Here is a 22,448-nt window from a genome sequence, read left to right on the forward strand (position 1 = left end):
GTCACTTCCCCCAGATCTTCTCGGCGTCCCGCTGCCACGTGGTCAGGGTCGACGCGATGCGGTCCGGCTCGGACAGATAGCGGATGAGGGCGGTGTCGGCGGTGGGGGAGAGCTCGTCGCTGGAGTCACGGTTGAAGAACTGGGTGACCTCGGCGGCCGACTCGACGAGGGCGCGGCCCTTCTTCACCAGGGCGGTCCCGCTGTCCTTGGCGTCGGGATGCGTCGGCAGCGCGGTGCCGGAGGAGCTCTTGAGGTAGGTCTCCTGCGCCTCTGCGGTGGCGAGGTAGCGCAGGAACTCCTTGGTCTGGCGCCCGCGCGGGGTGCGCGCGCCGGCGAAGTAGCCGTCGGTGGGCGCCTCTTCGGCCATCGGCACCTTCGGGTCGATCTCGGGGAACCGGAAGAAGTCGATGTCGTCGAGCTGGTCCTTGGGCACGGAGTCGGCGAAGAACGTGCCGATGAGCATCATGCCCGTACGTCCCTGGAGCAGTTCGGTGGTGGCGTCCTGGAAGGCGAGGGCGGTGCCGCGCTTGTCGATGAAGGGGCGTGCCTCGTCCCAGCGGTCGAAGACGCGCCGCACTTCCGTGTCGTCGAAGCGGTGCCCGCCCGCGAGCAGGTCGCGGTGGTACTGGGCGCCGTTGATGCGGATGTTGAGGTAGTCGAACCAGGAGGACGCGACCCACGCGGTGCCGCTGCCCGCGCCGAGCCCGATGGGGGTGACCTTCTTGCGCTGCAGGGTCTCGCACAGGTCGAGGAAGTCGTCCCAGGTGTGCGGCTCGTCCACGCCCCACTTCCTGAAGTTGGACTTCCGGTAGAAGAAGCCCCACCAGTAGTAGCTCGTCGGCACGAACACCTTGTGGCCCGCGCGCGACGTGCACAGGCTCTTGAGCGCCTTGCTGTAGCGGGACAGGTCCGGGCTCTGCCACACGTCGTCGAGGTTGAGCAGGAGGTCGCGGCGCGCGTACGAGTCGGCCACCGAACCCGGGTACCAGGTGTACAGATCGGGCGGGTTGGCCGAGGTCAGGTAGGTGGGCAGCTGAGTGCGGAAGGTCTCCGAGGCCACGGTGTTCAGGGAGGCCGAGGCGCCGCCGCGCTGGTTGAAGCCGTCGACGACCTTCTGCAGCGCGGTCTTCGCCTGTGGTGCCGAGAGGTTGGACTGCAGGGTGACGTCGCCGCCGGAGGAGACGTTGGAGCGTACGGACGTGACGCAGCCGCTCAGTGCGGCACCGGCGCCGAGGGCTCCGACGCCGGTGAGCAGGCGCCGTCTGCTGGGACGTGAACTACAGGTGGGCAAGGGGGACATGGTGACTCCTGGAAGGCCCGGGACCGGACCGTGCGGTGGCGGTCCCGGGCGGTGTGCGAGTGGGGGAGAAGGTCTGCCGGTCAGTCGGACGCGGGCAGCGGGGCCTGCCACAGCTGCCCGTCGACACCCCGGAACGTGGCGGTCAGCGGCGTGCCGGTGAGGGAGGCCGTGCCCGCGAGGGCCGCGCTGGCGAACTCGGTGCGCTTGGACCAGCCGCTCCACGCGTCGTCGCCCTGGCCCGCGGTGAGCGAGCGCTGCCACACGGTGTAGTCGCCGGCCCGGGACACGAGTCGTACGGTGTCGCCGTCGAGGGCGAGGGCGGGCGAGGCGCTGGTGGCTCCGCCGAGCGAGGCCCAGGGGGACCAGGAGCCGTCGGTGTCGCGGACGCGGGTCCACACGGCGCTGTCGGTGGCGCGCACCGCGACATGCACGCGCCCGTCGGCATCGGTCACGGCCGCCGGGTCGTCGTACAGGCCGAGACCGTCGGGGGTGCCGAGCCGCTGCCAGTCGCCCGCGGCCGAGCGGACGAGGAGGCCGCCGTCCTCGCCGCGCACGGTGAGAGCGTCGGGGGCCGTGCCGGTTCCGGCCGTCGCGGGAGCGGAGGAGACGGCCGGGCCCGCGACGCGCCGCCAGTCGCCGACGGCCCGGCCGTCGGTGATCTGCCTGCGGTACAGGTGGCCGTCGGTGGCGCGTACGTACACCTCGGTACGTCCCTTGCCGTTGGCGCGAGCCACCGGCCTGCCCATGACACGACCGTCGCCGGGACGTCCCAGCGAGGTCCCGTTCTCAACCACCGTTCCGGAGGCGGTGGTGGAGAACACGTCGTCGCCGACGGCGGCCGGATCGGCTGGCGAGCGCACACCCAGACGCGTGCCCGGCGCGGTGTCCTCGCCGTCCAGCTTCAGGAAGGCCGTGCCGTGGGCGGGGACCTCGACCGTGTACGAGCCGTCGTGGACGCCGCGGTCCGTGCGGGCCCGCAGATCGCGCACCCGCACAGGACCGGTCAGACCCGCGTCGGCGAAGCCGACGGTGAGGCGCGCCGCCGTGTCGGAGCGGTTGAGCAGGGCGACGGCCCGGTGGCCCGCCCCCTGGAGGACCTTGCTGTAGACGTCGCCGGTCGCGTCGCTCGCCACGCGCACGCCCTGGACGGCGAGCGGGTCCTGGTCGACGTCGATGATCTCCGGGTTGCGCAGCGTGTCGATCATGTCCCGCGGCAGGGTGCGGGGATCGGAGCCGATGACCAGCGGCGAACCCATCAGTGCCCACATGACGAGCTGAGTCGTGGACTCCTCGGTGGTGAGCTCGGGTGTGCCGTCCTCCAGCTTGCGCAGCGGGATGAGGTAGTCCGGGTCGTTGTAGTGACCGGGGGTCTGCGCCTCAGGGTGCGCCATGTTGGCGTCCATGTTGCGCAGGATGTTCGGCCACTGGTTCTCGTGCGGCGTGCCCCAGGCGACGTCGGTGCCGGTGCGCCAGGAGTCCGCCAACCGGGGCCCGAACTGGTACGAGTTGTGCGCGTCCTGCGCCGGGGTGTGCGGCACGCCCCAGTCGTCCGTGAGCGGGTTGCACAGGTTGAGCAGCATGGGCCGGCCCGTCTTGCGGACGGCCGCGCTGAACTCCTTGAATGCCGGCTCCGGATCGGCCTTCTCGGTGATGCCGCACAGGAAGTCGACCTTGATCGCGTCGACCTTCCAGTCGGCGAACTGCCGGGCGTCGTCGGTGTAGTGGCCGCGGCTGCCGAGCCCGCAGCTCTTGCCGCCGTCGTACGTCCCGGCGTCCGTGTAGATCCCGGCCTTGAGGCCGCGGCGGTGCAAGTAGTCCACGAGGGACGGGATGCCGGACGGGAAGCGCTCGCGGTTCGCGGCGAGGTGGCCCTCGGCGTCGCGTGGGGTGTCGGCCTGCCAGCCGCCGTCCAGCCACACGATGTCGTAGCCGCTCTTCTTGAGTCCGCTGCTCAGGAGGAAGTCGGCGACGCTCTTGACGTCTTTCTCGGTGGGCGCGCCCAGGCCGAAGTAGGTGTTCCAGCCCATGTACGGGGTCGGGGCGAGGGATGTGGGGGTGGGCTCGTGGGGTGCCGGAGGGCGGTCGGCCGCGGCGGCCGGGACCGCCGGCGACAGCACGGCCGCGACGAGGAGGGCGGCGAGGGTGGCCGTCCCGGTCGTCGCTGCGCGGGGTGAAGTCACAGAGCTCTCCTGAGGTGATGACCGACGTGGGTGGCGCCGTCCGCCGGTGTGGGAGCCGGTTGGGAAGCGCTCGGACGACTGTTGCCGCAGGGGCCGACCCTGTCAATAACAATTCCTAATTAACGAAAAATCGAGAGAGGGATGTGACCGTCGCGATCGTTCGTGCGGCCCGGCGCCCGTGGCGCGGTCCCACCGTCCGCGGGCATGCCGACGAGCCGGCCGGACTCGCCGCCCGCGCAGGGGCGTTCCGGTCGGCTCGTCGGCCGTGTGGTCTCGTCCTAGCCGAGCAGCCCGGAGCCGGGCCGGAACGCGCAGGCGGACGCGCCCGGGACAGCGACCCGCAAGCGCAGCAGCGCGCCGTCCAGCGGGCCGGGTTCGTCGAGGCCGATGTGCGCGCTCGTCACGAACAGGGTCCGACCGTCCGCGCCGCCCAGGCACAGACCGGCCGGCTGTCGTACGGGAACGGGGACGACCTCGTCCAACCGCCCGTCAGCGCGGTAGTGGTGGAGCACTCCCGCTCCCCAGACGGCGCTCCACAGCCCGCCGTCCTGGTCCACCGCCATGCCGTCCGGGCTGCCGGTTCCCACGGTCGCGAAGACCTCGCCCTCGTCGACGTCGCCCGTCTCCGGGTCCACACGGTGGCGCAGGATGCGCCCAAGTGGGCTGTCCGCGAGGTACATGGTCCGGCCGTCCGCCGTGAACGCCGGCCCGTTGGGCACGCTCAGCCCGTCGAGCGCCTGGGTGACGGTCCCGTCGCGGTCCACGCGGAGCAGCCCGCCCCGGCCGGGAGCCGCGTCGTACGCCATGAAGCCGGCCCAGAAGCGCCCCGACGGGTCGGCCACCGCGTCGTTCATCCGGAACGGCCCCGCCGGGTCCTGTTCCGGGCGCAGCAGCCAGTGAGGCGACTCGCCGGCCCGCAGCAGGCAGATGCCGGTGTCGGCCGCGGCGATCCATGTGTCCGGCGCTCCGGCCACGGGCGCGACCGCACCCAGCGGGAACGGCAGACGCAGTTCTTCCCGCAAGGTGGCGCCGGTGAGGTCGGCGGACAGCAGCCGGCCGGTGAGGATGTCCGTGAGGACGAGACCGCGCTCCGTCCAGCGCACGCCCTCGCCGAGTTCCAGTCGTTCCGTGCCCACAGGGCTTGGGGTCACCATTCCGCGAAGCTCCCGTCGTCGTGCCGCCACACAGGATTGCGCCACCGGTGCGCGGAGCTGTCGGCCTTGCGCACCGCGGCCTCGTCCACCCGTACTCCGAGGCCCGGCAGCGTCGTGCGGTGCGCGTGGCCGTCGGTGAAGCGGAACGGTTCCGGATCGAGGACGTACGAGAGCAGGTCGGCCGAGCGGTTGTAGTGGATGCCCCGGCTCTGTTCCTGGATGAGGAAGTTGGGCGTGGCGAAGGCGACTTGGAGGCTGGAGGCGAGGGCGATCGGGCCCAGCGGGCAGTGCGGCGCGAGGAGCACCCCGAACGTGTCGGCCAGCGAAGCGATGCGGTGCACCTCCGAGATGCCGCCCGCGTGCGACAGATCAGGCTGCGCCACGGCGATGCCGGCCTGCAGTGCGGGCAGGAACTCCTCTCTGCCGTACAGGCGTTCACCGGTCGCGACGGGCACACTCGTGCCCTGCACCAGACGCGGCAGCAGATGCCCGTGCTCGGGCAGCAGGGGTTCCTCGGCGAACAGCGGGCGCAGCGGCGCGATCCCGTCGAGGACTTGGCGCGCCCCGGCCGGGGTGAACCGGCCGTGGAAGTCGACGGCGACGTCACGGCCGGGGCCGAGCACCTCGCGCGCGGTGGCGACGCGCTGGACCACCTCCTCGATCTCCGCGGGGCCCGGCATCGGGGAGACCCGGCCCGAGGCGTTCATCTTGACCGCGGTGAAGCCGTGCTCGATCTGGGCACTGATCTCCTCGGCCACCTGGGCCGGTTCGTCGCCGCCCACCCACGCGTACACCCTGACCGAGTCGCGCACGGGCCCGCCGAGCAGCGCGTGCACGGGCGCGCCGTAGGCCTGGCCCGCGATGTCCCACAACGCCTGGTCGATCCCGGCCACCGCGCTGGAGAGCACCGGACCGCCCCGGTAGAAGCCGCCCTTGGTGAGGACCTGCCAGTGGTCCTGGATGCGCAACGGGTCCTGGCCGACGAGGTATTCGGCGAGGGTGTCGACGGCGGTGCGCACCACCTCGGCCCGGCCCTCGACAACGGGCTCGCCCCACCCGACGATGCCGTCATCCGTCTCGATACGACAGAACAGCCAGCGCGGGGGTAGCTGGAACGTTTCGATGCGAGCGATCTTCACGGGGCGTGTGCACCTTTCGGCGGGTTGAGATCGGAGGGGCGGGAGTCCGTCAGGTCGTCAGGAGGAGGCCTTGACGACGCTCCAGCCGCCGTCGACGAGCAGGCTGGTGCCGGTCACGAAGCCGGCCTCGGCGGAGGCGAGGAAGGCGATGGCCGCCGCGACGTCTTCCGGTGTGCCGAAGCGCCGGGCTGCCGTCTCGGCGACACTCCGCGCCCGGCTCTCCTCATCGATGCCGTCCCAGGCGCCGGTCAGGATCGGTCCGGGCAGCACGGCGTTCACGCGGATCGACGGGCCGTACTCCACGGCCAGTTGACTGCACAGTGAGAGCACGGCGCCCTTGGTCGCGGCGTACGCCGGCCGACCCGGGAGCCCCATGTGCGCGTGCACGGACGAGGTGTAGACGACTGAGCCGCCATGCTCCGACATGTCGGGCTGCACAGCCTTGAAGCCGAGGAACCCACCGGTGAGGTTGACGGCGACCTGCCGCTCCCAGGAGGCCTGGGTCATCTCGCCGGCCGGGGCCAGCTCCACGGTGTACGCGTTGGAGACGAGGACCCGCACCGGGCCGTAGGCGTGGGCCGCGTCCAGCACGCGTTCCCAGTCAGCCGCGTCGGCCACATCGGCCCGTACGAACGAGGCGCGGGCGCCCTGTTCACGCAACTCGGCGGCCGTCCGTTCGCCGCGCTCGGCATCGATGTCGCTGAGCACGACGGCCGCGCCCTCGGAGGCGAGCCGGGCCGCCGTGGCCGCGCCGATGCCGACGGCGGCCCCGGTCACCACAGCGACCTGATCGGTGAAGCGTTGCATGCCGGTCATCCCATCTCCTCGAGAGTCCTGCCCCGGGTCTCGCGCACGCACTTCGCTGCGAAGGGCAGGGAGAGCAGCGCGAAGGCTGCGTAGATCAGATACGTCCCGCCCAGGCTCCAGTCGGAGAGGCTCGGGAACGACGCGGTGATCACCCAGTTGGCCACCCATACGACGGACGAGGACACACCGAGTGCGGCGGCGCGGATCGAGGCCGGGAACATCTCGCCGAGCACGACCCACAGCACGACACCCCACGACGAGGCGAAGCACAGCACGAAGACATGGGCCGCGACCAGCGCCACGAGTCCTTGGGTGTGCGGGAGCCGGCCGTCGACGAGGTCCGCGGAGAACGCCCACGCCTCACAACCGAGCGCGAGCGTCATCCCGGCCGAGCCCGCCAGGATCAGCGGCTTGCGTCCCACCCGGTCCACCAGCAGCATCGCGACGACCGTGCCGACGATGTTGATGAGCGACGTCGTGAACGAGTACAGGAACGAGCTGCTCGGGTCGATGCCCACCGACTGCCACAGCGTCGCCGAGTAGTAGAACGCCACGTTGATGCCGACGAGTTGCTGGAACAGTGCCAGGCCGATGCCGACCCATACGATGCCGCGCAGCCCCGCCGCCTTGCCGCGCAGATCGCGGAAGGTCGAGCGGCGGTCGCGGCTCATGTGCTCACGGATCTCGGTGATACGTACGTCGAGCGCGGGACCCTCGCCCTCGAGACGGGCGAGCACCCGGCGCGCCTCGTCCATGGCGCCGCGGGCGATCAGGTGCCGGGGAGACTCGGGAATGGCGAAGGAGAGGATTCCGTAGACGAGCGCGGGCACCACCATCACACCGAGCATCCACTGCCAGGCTTCAAGGCCGGCCAGGCGGCCACGCTGGTCGTCGTCGGCGAGTGTGAGGATCAGCCAGTTGACGAGCTGGGACACGGCGATACCCAGGACGATGGCCGCCTGCTGGAACGCGGCGAGACGTCCCCGGTACGCGGGAGGGGCGACCTCCGCTATGTAGGCGGGACCGATCACGGAGGCCATACCGATGCCGAAGCCGCCGATCACCCGCCACAACGACAGGTCCCACAGGCCGAACGGCACGGGGGAGCCGATGGAGCTGACGGTGAACAACGCAGCCGCGATGCGCATGCAGCGGATGCGCCCGACGCGGTCGGCGAGGCGCCCGGCTACCGCCGCTCCGGCGGCCGAGCCGATCAGGGCGATGGCGATGACCTGGGCGAGCGCCGCGGGCCCGACGTCGTAGCGGTCGCGGACGGCCTCCACGGCGCCGTTGATCACCGAACTGTCGTAGCCGAAGAGGAAGCCGCCCATCGCGGCCGCGGCGGCGACGAAGACGACGTGGGTGAGGTGGGGCGGGCGTCCGGTGGCGTAGGTGGGGGGAAGCGTTCGAAGGTGCGTCATGTTCTTTCCCGGATGGTTCTTCCCGGAGAGGGCTTTCCGGATGGGCGGCCCGCTTCGCAGGGCGGGCCGGGACGGGACGTGTGGTGGGGGTGGTCAAGGCACGCGGATGCCCCAAGCGGCGGACCACTGTTCGCCGGGGGCGAGGACGATCACGTCATGGCCGCTGTTGAACGCGTCGGGCGGGCAGGTCATCGGTTCCACGGCGAGACCGGTCCGCCCGAAGTGGTCGGCGGTGTAGAGCTGGAGCCAGCCGAAGGACGCGTCGGCCCAGAGGTCGACGGCGTCGCCTTCGGGGGCGAGGAGGCGGGCCCACGCCAGGCCGTCGCTGTCGCGGTGCAGCCCGGTGTAGGCGTGATTGAGCACCGTGCCGGTCAACTGCCTTGGGCTGCGCAGGTCGTGAGGGGTTCCTTCGACCGGGCGCGGTTTCCCGTCGGGCAGCATGCGGGCATCGGGGTGCAGACACTGATCGGCGGACAGCTGCACGGAGCACCGGTCGATGGAGCCGCCGAAGGTCAGGTACGGATGGGCGCCGAGGCCGAAGGGGGTCGGCCGCGACGACCGGTTGACCACGGTGACGCGGGCGGTGAGCCCGCTGTCCGCGGCCAGGCGGTACTCGGCGAGCAGCCGCAGCGCGAAGGGATAGCCGGGGCGGGCTGCCAGGTCGAGGGCGAGACGGACCCCGTGGGCGTCGTCACGCGGCTGCGGTGTCCAGGTCTGCCACGCGACGAGGCCGTGCAGTGCGGCCGGGGGTTCCCGTTCGTCCAGGGGGAGTTGGTGCTCGGCGCCGTCGAATGCGTAGCGTCCCTGCGCCAGTCGGTTGGGCCAGGGCGCGAGGAGCTGTCCGTGGGCGGCGGGCGCCGGTTCGTCGGCGTCGAAGCGGAGGATCAACGGCCGTCCGTCATGGGCCAGTTCGCGCAGTGTGGCGCCGACGCCCGCGACGGTCGCGGTGTACGGCCCGGCGGAAAGCGGGAGCTGGGTGCCGGACAGCGGCAGCGGGGTGTGGGGCAACGGTCGTTCCTCGGGGCGTACGGAAGGGCTACGACCAGGACTGCACCACTCGGCACCGGTCCCCGTCAAGGATTATTCATAATTAATTCTCCAGGTGGGTCCGCGTGGGATCCCCCGGTTGAGCTTCGAAAAATTATGAATTAAATTGGCCGCCGGAGGTGGCGCGACCGGCAGTCGGCCCGTCGCACCGGAGGGGAGCGGAGCATGGTGTCCTACGCCGGGCGCGGAGTGCACGGAGGCGTCGTCGAATCGCTCGGCTCCCGGGTGGTCGGGGGCGAGGTGGCTGCCGGCGCCACCCTCGATCCGCGCACCCTGGTCGACAGCATGGGCGTCAGCCTCACCGTCATCCGCGAGGCGCTCAAGGTCCTCGCGGGCAAGGGCCTGGTCGCCTCCCGTCAGAAGCGCGGCACCTTCGTCCGGCCGCGCACCGAGTGGAACGTCCTCGACGCGGATGTGATCCGCTGGCGCATCGCGGGCGGTGAGGCGGACGCGGTCCTGCGCGACCTCGCGGAGATGCGCTCCATCGTCGAACCTGCCGCTGTGCGCCGGGCCGCCGAGCGCCGCACCGAACAACAACTGGGCGACCTCGAAGCGGCACTTGACCGCATGGCGCGGGCCGGCGACGACGCGGCCGAGGCGGTGGCCGCCGACTCCGACTTCCATCACGCACTCCTCGTCGCGTCCGGCAACGAGATGCTGGCCATGCTGCACGACCTGATGGCCCCCGCACTGCGGGCGCGCGACAGCATCGTGCACGGTGAGCACGGCTGCGCCGACGACCCGGTGCCCAGTCACCGCGCCGTCCTGGACGCGATCCGGGACCGCGACGCCGCGCGCTCGGGTGCGGCCATGACGGACCTGCTGGTGAAGGCGGACCGCGACCTCGACCTGGCCGTGCGCGGCCAGGCTCGTGCGGCGTCCGGCCAGGGCTGAGGCGGCGGGCCGCCCGCGCGGCGGCCTCAACTCGGTTTTCCGCGGGGCGCTACGGGCCTCTTGGCGCGGGAGTGATCAGGCCCGGAATCTACAGCGCGGCGCTCGTCGCCGTCGCCGCGGTCATCGTCGTGATGGCCGCGACGCAGGAGCAGCCCGCCCCCACGACGCGTCCCGTCTATGCCTGCGCGCCGGAGACGGGGCGCTTCTGGTCGTTGCCCGCACCGGTACTTATCCTGCTGCATCACCGAACAGGCTCCTGAGCTGCATGGACGACATTCTCGGCAGGCGCACAGCTCGCGGAAGGCGTTGCGGATGTCTGTCAAGGGCTGGCGGCCGCGGGTGGAGCAGAGCCCGTTGGTCGCGAGTGCCAGCCACTGCCGCTGACGAGGCGAGATCCACACGTCGGTGAAGCTGTGGCGGACCCAGACGTGTCGGTGGGGACAGTGCCGGGCGCGAGATGCCAGAAGAGGTCGTGCGAAGCGAGTCGGCTGTTCAGACCGGTCCGGGTGCTCCGATCCGGCCAAAGGGAGGACCTGGCTGCCCAGGCCCGGCCGGCCCCGGGTCGGCTGTGGCCGGACCGCCTAGGCTGTCACCGCTACGGAAGGGCGGTGCCATGGATGCTGACTCCCGGACCAGGGCTGCGGTCGAGGAGCATTGGCGGGCCTCGGAACGCGGGGACACCGGAGCCGAGCACGCCATCTACGCCACGGACGCGATCCTGGACTACCCGCAGTCGGGCGAGCGGTTCCGAGGCCGAGCGGCGATCTCGGAGCAACGCGGCGGGCACCCGGCGGACCGACACTTCGCCGTCCAGCGGATCACCGGCCATGCGAATCTGTGGGTGAGCGAATGCCTCATCACCTACGACGGTGTGCCTTCGTACGCGGTGAGCATCATGGAATTTGCTGACCAGCAAGTGGTGCACGAGACGCAGTACTTCGCCGACCCCTTCGGCGTGCCGGCCTGGCGGGCCGCGCTCGCGGAGTCGATGCCCGGCCGGACCATCGCCGGAGCCTGATTCTTGGGCTTGCTCGGGTCAGCCGGGTGACGAGCCTGTCACTTTGTCGAAGTTGGGACTACGGGGTAGGCGGTTCATGTTGGGCGGGCCGCTCCCACTGCTCGGCCGACGAGCGGGCCGCCCCGTCCCACCGCCGATCAAACTTCGGCACCCGGTGGCGGGGGTCTAGTGGCGGCGCAAGACGGGCGCCCGCTGGTACGGGGGCGGAGCGACCGGGCATAGCGGGGCGTGGAACTCCACAGTGGCGCCAGGCCCGGACGCGCTGAACACGTCGGTCTTCCGTGTCTTCTCGCCGGGCCGGATCGGCTTCTGACACGTCCAGCAGAACCGCACGCCCTCGCGGCTCACGACTCGCCTCCGGCGAACTCGTCCAGGGCGCGGAGCCTGCGTCCGAGTTCGGTGATGGTGAGGCACGCGGCGAGGCTGCTGGGGCTGAGTCCCTTGGTGAGCTCCTCGCGTGCCGCGTCGATGGCCGTGTCCCTGGCGTACCAGGCGCGCGTGCGCGGGGTGATGGCGTCCATCTGGGCCTGGACCTTGGGCAGCAACCGCCGGATCTCGGACCGCAGTTCCAGGCTGAGCCGCTCCCTGGACTGAGGGTCCGGGCGGTCCTGGTTCGCCGAGAAGGCGTCCGCGAGGAGGGCGGGGATTCTGTCCGGAGCATTGAGAGCACGAGGTTGAGTGCTGGGCACGGCGCCTCCGCAGGGCTATCCCGCTCGTCATCGAGCGGTGGTCGTTGCCGCGTGCATCGACGCTAGGACTGCGTCGTGTGCCACCTCCAGGAATGTTCACCGATGTACACGGATTCACACTGTGCAGGCCAGTGGCCAGTTCGAGCCCTTGACCTGATAACCCGCGGGGCCGATGTTGGTGTTCATCCATGCCTCGTCGAGCAGTCCATCGACGCGGAGGCCATGTACACCGAGTGGCGACAGCACGTCCGCCACGGGCTCAAGCAGCTCCAGATCACAACCGGCCGCCTGTTCACCAACTCGCACCTCTTCCGCGTGTACTCGGCGACGCTCGTCCCCGGGCTCCTGCAGACCGTCGGCTACGCGGCCGGCATCCTGCACATCTCCGCGCGGTCACACGCCCTGGAAGTCGACGACAGCCCGGCGGCAGCGCAGGCCCGGATCGACCGGTCGAAGATTCTGCACGAGCAGGGCCGCCGCTTCCTGTTCGTCGTCGAGGAAGCAAGCCTCCACTACCAGCTCGGCGACGCCGCGGCGATGGCCGCACAGCTTGGCCATCTGCTGACGGCCGGAGCCCTGCCCGGGGTCTCGCTCGGCATCATTCCCTCAGACACCGTCGAGCGGCGCCAGTGGCCGCGCGAGACGTTCCACGTGTATGACGACAAGCTCGTGTCCGTGGAGCTGGTGACGGCTCAGGTGCGGATCAAACAGCAGTCGGAGACCGACCAGTACCTGAGCGCGTTCTCCGAGCTGCGCAGCATGGCCGTGTACGGGGCAGACGCACGAGCGCTGATCGTGAAGGCCATCGACGCGCTGCGCTGAGGCGGGCGAGAGGATCCGCCCAACCGCATAACGGATGCGGCGCACTGGCTATGACCTGCAGATTTGGGGTGATGGGACCTTTGGCCGGGCTCCTATGAGGTCACAGGCGCTCGACCGGCCGCGTGCAGAGCGGCACCGCCGGACCGCCGACGATTCCTGGAAAAGGCAGCCCGAAGCGTCAATCGTTCGGTGGGTCAGGCCGCCGAGCGGCGCCATGACCAATCCTCACAGTCGTTCGTACAGTGGCGCGCCCCACCTGGACGCCATGAACCACGCCCGCTCCACGGTGTGTGGGTCGACGGCGGACGGGATGGGAGCTGGGGTGAGTGGTGGGATGAGGAGGTAGATGCGGGACCCACGGGCTCTGTCCGCCCCTACTCGCCGCGAACAGCCAAATAAGCGAAGAGGATCGCGCCGATGCCCAAGATCGACACCTGAACGGCACCTGGGATGTGCCAGCGAAGGACAAAGAGGCCTACTCCTGTCACCATCGCTCCCCCAGCCAAGATCCAGACTGCCCGCCATGCGATCCTCGGCGCCTCAGGTGCATTGACCGGGTCCCAGTTATCCGCCCACCCGGTCCACCCGTAGCTCCAGACCAACCAAGCGATCATTGCCAGATCGACGACGAAAAGAAGTACGGCGACCGCGACTTGTCGAAGAGTAGAAGGCTCACTCATGTGCTTAGCGTCCTTCTCCAGTCCGCGTTTTACATGAGCGCTCGTACTCAGTTTGAACCACGACAGCGCAAGCTCACCGGGCCGTCTCTGGGCCGTGGGAGGACAATCAGCGGTGACCAATGGTGACAACTGCCCACAGGTCGAAGGCAGGTCACATCGCTGATCAACTAAGCACCCGCTGGCAGAAGTGCCGCCACGCAAGTTGAGGAACTTCAGGTGTTCCCCGTGCCACACCCGTGCCAGATCCAGCGGGGAGCCCCGGGGAACGGCAGTGGCTGGCGGGTGACTGCCCCTCGATCCGCCCATGTGGACAGTGTGCAGGTCAGAGCAGCAGTCGCCCCACCTCGCTCCTAAGAAGCCATCTCAATTGGCTGGACCGACAGGAGTCCGACGTCGCCACTTGATCGCGAACCTCCCTACGGACAGACTGCCCACCATGGAATCAATAGGCATGGCCACCGAGGTGCAGATCGGGAAGCGGCGATGAGTGCCAGCCTGCCCTCTTTCCGGTATCACCCGGACCCCCTCGCTAGCGGGGCCATCCGCGCTGACGCCGGTGCTTGCGCCTGCTGCAGCCGCAGTACCGGCTGGATCTACACGGCGACCTTCTACTCTGCCCACGAGGTCAGCGGACGTTTCTGCCCGTGGTGCATCGCTGATGGGAGCGCGGCCGAACGCTTCGCTGGTGAATTCACCGACTCCTACGGGCTCGACGGTGTCAGCGAGGACGTCTTGCATGAGGTCACCCGTCGCACGCCTGGATTCCACGCCTGGCAGGATCCGCACTGGCTCGTTCACTGCCACGACGCGGCCGCCTTTGTGGGCGAAGTCGGGTACACCGGGTTGGTGGCTCATCCCGAAGCCCTCGAGCAGCTGCGGGCCGACATGCGTCTCGACGGCTGGCACGACGAAAACCAGCTTGAGCACTTCTTGACCCACCTGGGCGAGGGGGCGACCGCCATGCTCTTCCGCTGCACCGTATGCGGCGTCCACCTCGCCTACGCCGACGCATCCTGAAGACTGTCTGTCTTGGTCAGTCTGCGGTAGCAGATGAGGGTGCAGGCGATGCTGGTGAAGGCCAGGAAGTGGTCGGCTTTGCGTTCGTAGCGGCGGTGGAGGCGGCGGCAGCCGGCGAGCCAGGCCATGGTGCGTTCGATCGTCCACCGATGTCGTCCGAGTCGCTGCGAGGTCTCGACGCCTTTGCGGGCGATGCGGTGCCGGATGCCCCGCTGGGATAACCATCGCCGCAGGTGGTTGTAGTCGTAGCCCTTGTCGGCGTGGAGTTTGCCGGGCTTGCGCCGCCGTTGGCCGCGGTGGGAGCGGATCGGTGGTATTCCCTTCACGAGCGGGATCAGGGCCTGGCTGTCATGGACGTTGGCGCCCGAGATCCCGACGGACAGGGGTAGGCCGGTCCGCTCAGTGATCAGGTGGATCTTCGAGCCGTACTTGCCCCGATCCACAGGATTCGGACCTGTCAGATCCCCCTTTTAAGGGCCCGCATGTTCACCGAGTCGATCGCGCACCTCGACCAGTCCAGGTCACCGCGAGAGCCCAGTTCGTCGAGGACCAGGCGGTGCAGTTTGGCCCACACCCGTGCCTTCGTCCACTCTGCAAACCTGCGGTGGGCCGTTGCCCCGGACGACCCGAACGACGCAGAGGGCGGCTGCTGCCAGGTGCAGCCCGACGTGGCCACGAAGACGATCGCGGCCAGAACCTCACGGTCACCATGTCTTCGCCGGCCACCGCCCTGAGGCCGCGTCGGCGCCTCCGGCACTACCCGTTGGAACAGATCCCACAACTCATCCGGCACCAGCCGCTCAACGATCCCCACCACGGTCAACAGCCTACTGAGCCAAATGAGATGACTTCTAAAGCGGTGGTCGGCCGACAAATCCTGTGGCGGTACAGCAGCGAACTACAGCAACCACACCAACTGGCCCCCGCCGGCGATGACTCCGTAAGGCCGTAGCGCGACTGGTCCGACCCTCACCAACCGATCTACATAGAGCTGCGGATCAGAAGGTGGTGCGCAGTCTCAGGCGCAGCGGGCGATATCCCATCGCGCCTGGGGAGGCACCACCGTAGGGTCACACCGTCCCGACAAACGGCGCCCGGGGGCGCCCCAGGCGGAAGCCAAACCGGTGGGAGTAAGAGGCGGCTCGCGGGGTGGTCGCACGCGTGGCGCGCGGTCGGCGTCCTGAGTAGTCCCCACCGGACCCTGGCAGTTGCTCGTGCCAGACCCATGCCAGGTTGGGCGGGGAGCCACGGGGAACGGCGGGCAACGGGCCGTGCGCCGAGGGCCGTCAGGCCACTGCCTCGCAAGTCAGACACCCAACACCCCTAGAGCTACCAAGCTTCCCAAGCTCATGTCCCGCCTAAAGCAGTGGGCGGTTCGGCCGCCGTCAGTAAGGATGGCGGCATGCACTACTTCAACGTGACTGGCTGGCTCGCGATCTTCACCGGCACGGAGACCATGACCGGTAGAACCGTGCACGTGGATGCTTGGGACGACGAGACAGGTGTAGCCCTTGTCGTCGATCCCCAGCGAGGAACCCGCAGGCCAGTCACCGATTACTCGGACTTCTCGCACCTGGAGCAGTCCGACCAAGTGATAGCCGCGGTACCTGGCGGGGGTTGGCAGGCGTACTGGAAGGACGAGGGACCCGACAATGGACCGTTGACCGAGCAGGTACTTGCGTGGCTCGTCACTTCCAAGGGACGGGCCACTCCGATCACGGTCGACGCGCACGGATATGTGGACGGTGCCGAAAGCGCTGACCGGCTCATTCCGCCCGGGGAGGAGCGAGGGGGCTCTCTGCCGCCTGAGTGTCTAACTGCGTGACAACCGCGACGCACAACCGCGAACTACCGTGGATGTCAGCGGACCATCAGCGCAGGTGACAGGCACAGCAGTCCAAGGGCAGCGGCCATCCCAAGTTGCTTCGGGACGAAGCGGTCGTTGAGGAAAAGCGCTGTCAGGGCTGGAAGCGAACGAATCCGTTGAACTGGTCCAGGTGGAACGGTGAGCCCGGGCGCGTTGGTTGCCAGCCCTGAGCGAGAGCCGATGTGATGGCGGCGCTGACATCTCTGGGCAGCACGGCGGCAGTCGGCGCGCCGAACCAGTTGCTGGCATGCGGCTGATTCGTGGTGACGACGAGGGTCGTGCCGGGGTGTCCGCGTGTTGCACTGCGTACGTACACGGCCTGTCGCAGAGAGCCTGGTCGTAAGTCGGCCGGCGGCGCAGGCGCCAGCGGTAAGCCGTGCCGTCGACGACGATGCGTCGCGAGCCCTTGCGGCCGATTGCCATGGCGCACCCCAATCCCCTGGACTGGCCGCGATGCTAACTGGTCAGACCGTGGACGAGCCGAGGATTTCGGGCCGTCTCTGGGCTGTCCGAGGCTGCTCAGCAGTGATCAGCGGCGACTGTCACGCGCTCCGGCCCCATGCCAGATCCGTACCAGGTTGGGCGGGGAACCGCGGGGAACGCACCGTCGACGTCGAGGGCTCTTAGCCCAGCTCTCCTAGGGCCTGTCTGGCAAATGATCACCGAGCGGGGATGTGGTGCTCGGTCCAATTGCCTTGCCGTCCTGACGCTGGCCAGCGATTCTGTGCCGGTGCCAGGGCAAGGGAAAAGAAGGCGGCAACAAGAGGCCGAGCGGCTTGCTGCTCGCACTGCACCGGACGTGGGGCGGTGGGAAGTGTTCCTTGAGACTCGGGACGAGGCGGAGTTGCGCGCGCACCTGCGCCGTCTTCGGGAGGCACGAATCGACGGCTCGATGATCCGGATCGACGCGCTGTGCGGCCGCCTGGCGCTGCCGACCACCTACCGGCTGAGCCGGTTCGTGGCGGACCCCGCGTGCGAGGCCGATCACGAGCACTCCGATCATTGATCTTGTGGCAGGTCGAGGTGAGTTGACGGATACGGCGTGGGAGCGGATAGAGCCGCTGCTGCCGCAGGTGGACGGGCGTGGCCGTCCGTGGCGTGATCACCGTCAGGTGGTCAACGGTGTTCTGTGGCGGCTGCGGACCGGGGCGCCCTGGCGCGATCTCCCCGAGCGGTACGGGCCGTGGCGGACCGTCTACGAGCGGTTCGCCCGCTGGGAGGCGGACGGGACGTGGGCGAAGACGTCGTCGGCGGGTGGCCGCCTGGTCGCGGCGCTCGGGGATCGTGGCGACGATGCTCCGGCGCCGCAGCAGGCGGCGGATCGCCCTGCTGGAGTACGCCTTGTCGCCCAGCACGCGCTTGGGTGTCGTGCGCGGGCGGCCCCTTGAGGCGCGCGGGACGCAGATCCCATCGAGGACCTGGCTGAACGCGGTGGCGTCATTGACATTGCCGGGCGTGAGCACGATCGACATGGGCAGGCCCCGGCCGTCGACGGCGAGGTGGACTTTGGTGGTCAGCCCTCCTCGGGACCGACCGAGGGCCTGGCGCGCCTGCGAGCGGCCCGGATCTTCCAGTTCGTCCCCGTCTGCATCCCCTTTTTACGGGCGCCGGCTGCGTGCTGGTGGGCCCGGTTGACGGTGGAGTCGATCGAGACGGTCCATTCCACCCGGCCCACCGCGTCATCGCGGACCTGGACGTGCTCCAGTACGGACATCCGGGCGCCGAGGATCTGCATGTGACTGATGACGAGCTCATAGCGGCTGTCCGTACCTACGCAGCTGACCAAGATCTTCCTGGTCCGGCTCTACCGGCGGATATTGCTGCGTTCGAGCACATCGCCGGGCACACGATGCCCCACCTGCTGAAAAGGATCTACCTCGAAGCCTCCAATGGCGGCTTCGGACCCTGGGAGGTCGTCTCCCTGACCGATACGGGCGACTGGTTCAGTGACTGCGAGGACATCGCGATGGCCTACCGCGAGTTCGCAGAACCTGAGCGCGGCCTACCACCCGGGCTCGTTCCCCTCATGGACCGCTGCTGCGCCATGAGGGCACTCATCGACTTCACGACGGCCGACGGGCAGATGTGGGAGTCCGATCCGAATCTCTGCTGCAAGGAGCACGCCTTGGCCCCACTCGGGCAGTCGCTGGCCGAGTGGCTTGCCGACTCGTTGCACGGCGCCATACCCGATGGGTCCTATCCGCACCGCGAACTGGCTGCCGAGGACTGCCCAGCCGGATGAACGGACGCACTCCGAGCTTCTGGACAGAAGGTATCAATCACCCTGAATAAGGGCCCCCTCAGTAATCACATGAGGGAGCCCTAGTACGTCCGCTGCGCCCAGGCGTGCGAAGCATCACAGGTCAGAGCGCTTCCAAGTTCTCCTCGGGCGCCTCGCCAGGCCTATGTAATGGAGGCAAGACACTCCAGGGGGAGTTGCTCCAAGCAACACGTTCCCGTGCCCCAACCGTCCCCGATCGAGCGGGGAACACCGGGGAACAGCGGGAACCCACGGGCACTGGCCGGACAGCCCCGGACAGAACCAGGGATGCAGCTGCATTTCAGAGTTGGATACCTCGCCGCCGACCGCGCGACGCCGAAGCTAAAGGTTGTCCCGTTAGCTGTGCCGAGTAGGTCGAGAGGCAGTCCAGGGAACTCAATTCACTACGACGTTGTCGCCGGCCGAAGTCGACGGCCCGGTGGTGGTGTTGCCGTAGTACGCCCAGCGCCAGGTACCGGTCTGGGATGCCTTCACGGTCGTCCTGAGATCACCCGAGCCGTTCGCGTATACCTTCTTCACCGTGGTGTAGGAGGTGGCCCCGGTGGGCTTGAACTGAAGGCTCACCAGGCGGCCTTCGTAGGAGGCGTACTTCCTGGTCTCCCAGTTGGCCCGCGTGACCTTTCCGGTCACAGTGATGGTCCTGCCCTTGGCTACCGGCTCGGGCGAGGCATTCACAGTCAGGCGGGAGTTGCGCTTGACGTAGACAGTGAGGCCCTCATCGTCAGTGTCACCGCCGCCGCCCTGGAAGGACACCTCGGCCGCGACCTTCCAGGCTCCGGCCTCGCTGTTGTGCATGTCCCACACGCTCGGGTCGAAGTACATCGTCTCGTTGAAGTCGCACACGCCAGTGCTCACCTTGATGCAGTCGCTCGTCTCGATGGCGTGCCACAGCCGATCACCCGTCGGATCCGCATTGCCGCGGTACAGGAACACCGCCGGATACTTCCACTCGTGGGTGGTCGCCATACGGAAGGAGGTGGGCGCCGCGACCTCGTTCGACACCCCGATCACAATGGGCTTGCCCCCGTTCACCTGGACACGGGTGAACGAGACCCCGCCCTCGGCCGCCCCGGCCGGCACGGCGACCACGCCCGTGAACACCACCGCCGCGCCACCGGCCACGACAGCTCTCCAGACCTTCTTCCCCACCTGATCCCCGATCTTTGCTCCGAAAGGCGCCGGAGACTCCTCTTCCGGCGTCTTTCAGACAGCCTGGATCCACACGGGGTTGTACACCCATGGATCACGATCGGGCATCAGGCGATCTTCGCCTCGCACGAGGCGGCCGACACCGGTCGAAGATCATTTACGGAACAACCTTCAGGGCCTCACACGGACAGTAGTAGCGGTGCGTGTCTAACTGCGTGACAACCGCGACGCACAACCACGAACAACCGAGGACGTCAGCGGACCATCAGCGCCGGTGACAGGCACCGCAGCCCAAGGGCAGCGGCCATCCCAAGTTGCTTCGAGACGAAGCGGTCGCGTCGCCAAGGTGCATTGTGTGAGCGACGACGTTCCGGCCTGCGCTGAGTGCGGCCAGCCCATGCGGTCTGGTGGCCTCGTGCTCTCCGAGCGGGAGGACGAGGGCCGGCAGATCTGTCGGTCGCTGTGGAAGTGCGCCGACCGACACGTCTGGTGGCGCTGGGCCGACCGGCCGGACGGGCCATGGGAAGTCTGCCCCTTGCCGCAACGGTTCCGCTGACATCCAACGTTGACATCAACGAGCCCGGACGGCGGCATACGGCAGCGCCCGGCAACGGCACCCGCGCACAGGTGGTACCGCAGTCACGCAGGGGCGGGATCGAACTTACAAGGCAGATGTCGGCGGTTCGAAACCGTCCGCGCCCACCTGGGAGAAGACCCCCGGCCGTTCTCGGCCCGGGGTCTTCGACGTACAGGGCTGCTTCAATGCCCGAATCCCATGACTGCTCGCGCTATCCCATGATCACTCGCGCTCGGGCCGCCTCCTGAGCAGCCAGTCCGTGTGGCTGACAGCCTCGCGCTGCGTGTCCTGCACGACGTGGGTGTACGCGTTCGACGTGACCGCGATCTGACGATGGCCGGAGGGTGACGGCAACGGCCCTCCAAGGCTGAGCTGTTACGGACTTCTCTACCTCGTCAAGGCACCCGGCTGCGCTCCGCTCCGCCGGGCGCGCTCCCGGCTGCCTGTGCGCTGCGCTCCTGCCTTCGGCCCGCTCTGCGCGCGCTGCGCCGACGCGTGCCCGCTGAGTAGGCCCGAGGGCATGAGTCGAGACCCGTGGACGCCGCAGCCGCTCAACGACAAGACCACGCCTCCGGCGAGGGCGCTCAGACTCCGGGTTGGACGGGGCGACGTATGCGAGTGCCGGCACATCGTGAAAATCACTGTCTGATTGTCGGGACACGGTGATAGAGAGTCCATGTGACAACGACACTTGCGTTCCCCGTTCTGATGCGACTGATCGACGAACGGTCGAGCGCCTTCCGCGCCGCGGTCGCCTCCGCGCCCCGCCTCGACGTACAGGTGCCGACCTGCCCCGAGTGGACGCTGTTCGATCTGGCGCAGCACATCGGCGAAGGGCGCCGCGACTGGGCAGCCACCGTCGCCGCAGGGCCTGCTCCGGCCAAGTCCGCAGCGGAGGGCGCCCCGGCTGCGCCTCGGGAGCGCGAGGCGCTGCCGGCCTGGCTGGCGGAGTCCACGGAGCAACTGCTGGACGCACTGCGGAAGGCCGGCCCGGATCGCGGTTGCTGGACGTGGTGGGGTGCGTCCCAGTCGCCGCAGACCTGTGGCGCCGTCGCCCGGCACCAGCTCCAGCAGATCGCGGTGCACACCTACGACGCCCAGGTCACTGTGGGTGCCCCGGAGCCGCTGCCGGATGAGGTGGCACTCGACGGTGTCGAGGAGTTCCTGTCCACCTGCGTCGCAACGACGAGCGCCTGGCCGCACAAGCCCACTGCCTTCGACTTCCACGCCGCCGAGGGCCACTCCTGGCGCCTCACGGTCGACGGTGACGGCGCACGCTCCACCCGTATCTCCGTGCCCGGCACGACGCCTGTCGCCGCTGCCGACGAGGGCCCGAAGGCGGCTGGCGTCTCCGTTCGCGGCACGGCCAGTGAGCTGGTTCTCTTCGTGTACGACCGTATCCCGGCGGACTCCCTGCAGATCGAGGGAGACGCAGGCTTGTTCGACCTGCTCCGCGCGTGGGAGCCGGAGGAGTAGGACGGGTGCTGTTGGGCGGCGAAGTAAGCCTTGTCAAGACTGCATGCGGCGTCCGACACCAGCGGCTGAGAGACTTCGCCGGCCTTGAGTTCGAGGACATGCAGGGGAACGGACTAGCGATCAGGTGATCCGATCGGAGCGGCTTAACATCACCTCTCATGGCCACAGTGATCTTGACCGTCGGGCTGGCGTTCATCGGCTACCTGGCGACCTATCTCAACGGACTGCGACTGGCGCAGAGACAGGCCCGACTGACGCGGGTCAACATCCAGTTGAGCGACTTTTACGGTCCTCTGTTCGCGCTGATGGAGGCCAACAGCCGCGCCTACGACACCTTCTCTGAGATGTACGCCCGCCCCGACGGGCGATCCCTTCCACCACGACATACCTCCGACCGAGCAGGAGCTCGCGCGGTGGCGCACATGGGCCACTACCGTCTTCATCCCCAACATTCAGGCAATGCGCGACGTGGTGGTCACGAAGGCCGACCTTCTGATCGAGGAGGAGATGCCTTCGGCCCTGCTCCAGCTCTGCGCGCATGTCGCAGGATACGAGATCACCGCCGCGCAGTGGGCCGAGGGCAATTACGAAGAACACCTGTCACTCATATCGTTCCCTGGGCGGGAGCTGAGGGAGTACACCCGCGACCGGTTCTCTCACCTGAAGAGCGAGCAGGCGAGGCTGCTGGGGCGCCGACGCGGGCGCTCAAACCGTCGACGCTGAAGCGGAGAGGCGAAGCCGCGCCGCAGCCGTGCCAGAACGGGCGGGGACTCACGGGGAGTCGGGATACGCAGAGGCGCGTGCCGTTGAATCGCATCTTCGAGCGGCACAGGCCCTGGCTCCGGCCGACCGTGTCCAGGCCCGCTCCCGCGAAGCGGACCTGGACACGAAGCGGATCGTCCCGGACACCCGCGGACTCGACGACCGGAC

General features: G+C 68.8%; 20 protein-coding genes and 3 pseudogenes. 10 read left to right on the plus strand and 13 right to left on the minus strand.

The features are described 5' to 3' along the window. Position 1: 1 nt before the first annotated feature. The 7 genes from ACIPWY_RS37640 to ACIPWY_RS37670 all read right to left on the minus strand — a co-directional run bounded on the left by ACIPWY_RS37640 (position 2) and on the right by ACIPWY_RS37670 (position 9,009). On the minus strand, positions 2-1,300 hold the full coding sequence (locus ACIPWY_RS37640; RefSeq protein ID WP_393705687.1) for an ABC transporter substrate-binding protein: 1,299 nt from the start codon (positions 1,298-1,300) through the stop codon (positions 2-4). Between the two features lie 80 nt (positions 1,301-1,380). After that, complete coding sequence (locus tag ACIPWY_RS37645) at positions 1,381-3,480, minus strand: glycoside hydrolase family 27 protein (RefSeq protein WP_393705686.1); 2,100 nt, start codon at positions 3,478-3,480, stop codon at positions 1,381-1,383. A 278-nt stretch (positions 3,481-3,758) separates the two neighbouring features. Further along, a complete protein-coding gene (locus ACIPWY_RS37650; protein WP_393705685.1) occupies positions 3,759-4,616 on the minus strand; it encodes an SMP-30/gluconolactonase/LRE family protein in 858 nt (285 codons plus the stop codon). A gap of 11 nt (positions 4,617-4,627) precedes the next feature. Beyond that, the gene (dgoD, locus tag ACIPWY_RS37655) at positions 4,628-5,773 is read right to left on the minus strand and encodes a galactonate dehydratase (RefSeq protein WP_393705684.1); all 1,146 of its coding nucleotides are present in this window, start codon (positions 5,771-5,773) and stop codon (positions 4,628-4,630) included. A 57-nt stretch (positions 5,774-5,830) separates the two neighbouring features. Then, a complete protein-coding gene (locus ACIPWY_RS37660) occupies positions 5,831-6,589 on the minus strand; it encodes an SDR family NAD(P)-dependent oxidoreductase (RefSeq protein ID WP_389550535.1) in 759 nt (252 codons plus the stop codon). Beyond that, positions 6,586-8,001, minus strand: coding sequence for a sugar porter family MFS transporter (locus ACIPWY_RS37665; protein WP_393705683.1), 1,416 nt, complete (start codon positions 7,999-8,001; stop codon positions 6,586-6,588). The genes ACIPWY_RS37660 and ACIPWY_RS37665 overlap by 4 nt, the downstream gene beginning before the upstream one ends. Before the next feature lie 93 nt (positions 8,002-8,094). Next, positions 8,095-9,009 (minus strand): aldose 1-epimerase family protein, encoded by a 915-nt coding sequence (locus tag ACIPWY_RS37670; RefSeq protein WP_393705682.1) that lies wholly within the window; start codon positions 9,007-9,009, stop codon positions 8,095-8,097. Between the two features lie 204 nt (positions 9,010-9,213). Here ACIPWY_RS37670 and ACIPWY_RS37675 point away from each other — a divergent pair, with 204 nt between their 5' ends. Beyond that, entirely contained in the window at positions 9,214-9,942 is a 729-nt protein-coding gene (locus ACIPWY_RS37675; RefSeq protein WP_362909840.1) for an FCD domain-containing protein, read from the plus strand. Between the two features lie 613 nt (positions 9,943-10,555). Then, on the plus strand, positions 10,556-10,960 hold the full coding sequence (locus ACIPWY_RS37680) for a nuclear transport factor 2 family protein (RefSeq protein WP_362909837.1): 405 nt from the start codon (positions 10,556-10,558) through the stop codon (positions 10,958-10,960). Between the two features lie 344 nt (positions 10,961-11,304). Here ACIPWY_RS37680 and ACIPWY_RS37685 read toward each other — a convergent pair whose 3' ends face one another. Continuing rightward, positions 11,305-11,649 (minus strand): DUF6415 family natural product biosynthesis protein, encoded by a 345-nt coding sequence (locus ACIPWY_RS37685; RefSeq protein ID WP_393705681.1) that lies wholly within the window; start codon positions 11,647-11,649, stop codon positions 11,305-11,307. Positions 11,650-11,841: 192 nt separating this feature from the next. Between ACIPWY_RS37685 and ACIPWY_RS37690 the strand changes: the two are divergent. Further along, positions 11,842-12,471, plus strand: a pseudogene (locus ACIPWY_RS37690) (DUF5753 domain-containing protein); the annotation flags it as partial. A 374-nt stretch (positions 12,472-12,845) separates the two neighbouring features. On the opposite strand, the gene ACIPWY_RS37695 reads toward ACIPWY_RS37690, so the two are convergent. Beyond that, on the minus strand, positions 12,846-13,151 hold the full coding sequence (locus ACIPWY_RS37695; protein WP_393705680.1) for a hypothetical protein: 306 nt from the start codon (positions 13,149-13,151) through the stop codon (positions 12,846-12,848). Positions 13,152-13,634: 483 nt separating this feature from the next. Here ACIPWY_RS37695 and ACIPWY_RS37700 point away from each other — a divergent pair, with 483 nt between their 5' ends. After that, positions 13,635-14,168, plus strand: coding sequence for a CbrC family protein (locus tag ACIPWY_RS37700; RefSeq protein ID WP_393705679.1), 534 nt, complete (start codon positions 13,635-13,637; stop codon positions 14,166-14,168). On the opposite strand, the gene ACIPWY_RS37705 is transcribed toward ACIPWY_RS37700, so the two are convergent. Continuing rightward, positions 14,150-14,976 (minus strand): IS5 family transposase gene (locus ACIPWY_RS37705; RefSeq protein ID WP_393705696.1). Its coding sequence is split into 2 segments (ribosomal slippage): positions 14,150-14,638 and positions 14,641-14,976, totalling 825 coding nucleotides; the frame shifts between segments, so codons are not numbered across the junction. The two genes, ACIPWY_RS37700 and ACIPWY_RS37705, sit on opposite strands and share 19 nt — an antisense overlap. 594 nt (positions 14,977-15,570) lie before the next feature. Here ACIPWY_RS37705 and ACIPWY_RS37710 point away from each other — a divergent pair. The 3 genes and pseudogenes from ACIPWY_RS37710 to ACIPWY_RS37720 form a co-directional block, all read left to right on the plus strand. Continuing rightward, positions 15,571-15,993: a hypothetical protein gene (locus tag ACIPWY_RS37710; RefSeq protein WP_362909828.1), complete on the plus strand. Its 423-nt coding sequence runs from the start codon at positions 15,571-15,573 to the stop codon at positions 15,991-15,993. Between the two features lie 856 nt (positions 15,994-16,849). Further along, positions 16,850-17,041 carry a hypothetical protein gene (locus tag ACIPWY_RS37715; protein ID WP_362909826.1) on the plus strand — a complete coding sequence of 64 codons (192 nt, stop codon included), beginning with the start codon at positions 16,850-16,852 and terminating at the stop codon, positions 17,039-17,041. 4 nt (positions 17,042-17,045) lie between these two features. Beyond that, positions 17,046-17,273, plus strand: a pseudogene (locus tag ACIPWY_RS37720) (transposase); the annotation flags it as partial. Between the two features lie 3 nt (positions 17,274-17,276). On the opposite strand, the pseudogene ACIPWY_RS37725 reads toward ACIPWY_RS37720, so the two are convergent. Further along, a pseudogene (locus ACIPWY_RS37725) lies at positions 17,277-17,740 on the minus strand (IS5 family transposase); the annotation flags it as partial. 30 nt (positions 17,741-17,770) lie between these two features. On the opposite strand from ACIPWY_RS37725, the gene ACIPWY_RS37730 reads away from it, so the two are divergent. Beyond that, positions 17,771-18,277 carry an SMI1/KNR4 family protein gene (locus tag ACIPWY_RS37730; RefSeq protein WP_362909824.1) on the plus strand — a complete coding sequence of 169 codons (507 nt, stop codon included), beginning with the start codon at positions 17,771-17,773 and terminating at the stop codon, positions 18,275-18,277. Positions 18,278-18,691: 414 nt separating this feature from the next. On the opposite strand, the gene ACIPWY_RS37735 is transcribed toward ACIPWY_RS37730, so the two are convergent. Both ACIPWY_RS37735 and ACIPWY_RS37740 read right to left on the minus strand, forming a co-directional pair. Then, positions 18,692-19,465 (minus strand): hypothetical protein, encoded by a 774-nt coding sequence (locus tag ACIPWY_RS37735; RefSeq protein ID WP_362909822.1) that lies wholly within the window; start codon positions 19,463-19,465, stop codon positions 18,692-18,694. A gap of 799 nt (positions 19,466-20,264) precedes the next feature. After that, on the minus strand, positions 20,265-20,396 hold the full coding sequence (locus ACIPWY_RS37740; RefSeq protein ID WP_362909820.1) for an integrase: 132 nt from the start codon (positions 20,394-20,396) through the stop codon (positions 20,265-20,267). A 324-nt stretch (positions 20,397-20,720) separates the two neighbouring features. Here ACIPWY_RS37740 and ACIPWY_RS37745 point away from each other — a divergent pair, with 324 nt between their 5' ends. Together ACIPWY_RS37745 and ACIPWY_RS37750 are read left to right on the plus strand one after the other, a co-directional pair. After that, positions 20,721-21,518, plus strand: coding sequence for a maleylpyruvate isomerase family mycothiol-dependent enzyme (locus ACIPWY_RS37745; RefSeq protein ID WP_393705678.1), 798 nt, complete (start codon positions 20,721-20,723; stop codon positions 21,516-21,518). Positions 21,519-21,977: 459 nt separating this feature from the next. Next, complete coding sequence (locus tag ACIPWY_RS37750) at positions 21,978-22,241, plus strand: hypothetical protein (protein ID WP_401536823.1); 264 nt, start codon at positions 21,978-21,980, stop codon at positions 22,239-22,241. Positions 22,242-22,448 lie beyond the last annotated feature (207 nt).

Source organism: Streptomyces sp. NPDC090032, assembly GCF_044748025.1.
GTDB lineage: Bacteria > Actinomycetota > Actinomycetes > Streptomycetales > Streptomycetaceae > Streptomyces.

Bases quoted from the DNA above. Each gene is read 5' to 3' on its own strand.
- ACIPWY_RS37640 (WP_393705687.1), bottom strand. From the start codon at position 1,300: ATGTCCCCCTTGCCCACCTGTAGTTCACGTCCCAGCAGACGGCGCCTG.
- ACIPWY_RS37660 (WP_389550535.1), bottom strand. From the start codon at position 6,589: ATGACCGGCATGCAACGCTTCACCGATCAGGTCGCTGTGGTGACCGGG.
- ACIPWY_RS37665 (WP_393705683.1), bottom strand. From the start codon at position 8,001: ATGACGCACCTTCGAACGCTTCCCCCCACCTACGCCACCGGACGCCCG.
- ACIPWY_RS37675 (WP_362909840.1), top strand. From the start codon at position 9,214: ATGGTGTCCTACGCCGGGCGCGGAGTGCACGGAGGCGTCGTCGAATCG.
- ACIPWY_RS37680 (WP_362909837.1), top strand. From the start codon at position 10,556: ATGGATGCTGACTCCCGGACCAGGGCTGCGGTCGAGGAGCATTGGCGG.
- ACIPWY_RS37695 (WP_393705680.1), bottom strand. From the start codon at position 13,151: ATGAGTGAGCCTTCTACTCTTCGACAAGTCGCGGTCGCCGTACTTCTT.
- ACIPWY_RS37700 (WP_393705679.1), top strand. From the start codon at position 13,635: ATGAGTGCCAGCCTGCCCTCTTTCCGGTATCACCCGGACCCCCTCGCT.
- ACIPWY_RS37710 (WP_362909828.1), top strand. From the start codon at position 15,571: ATGCACTACTTCAACGTGACTGGCTGGCTCGCGATCTTCACCGGCACG.
- ACIPWY_RS37750 (WP_401536823.1), top strand. From the start codon at position 21,978: ATGCGCGACGTGGTGGTCACGAAGGCCGACCTTCTGATCGAGGAGGAG.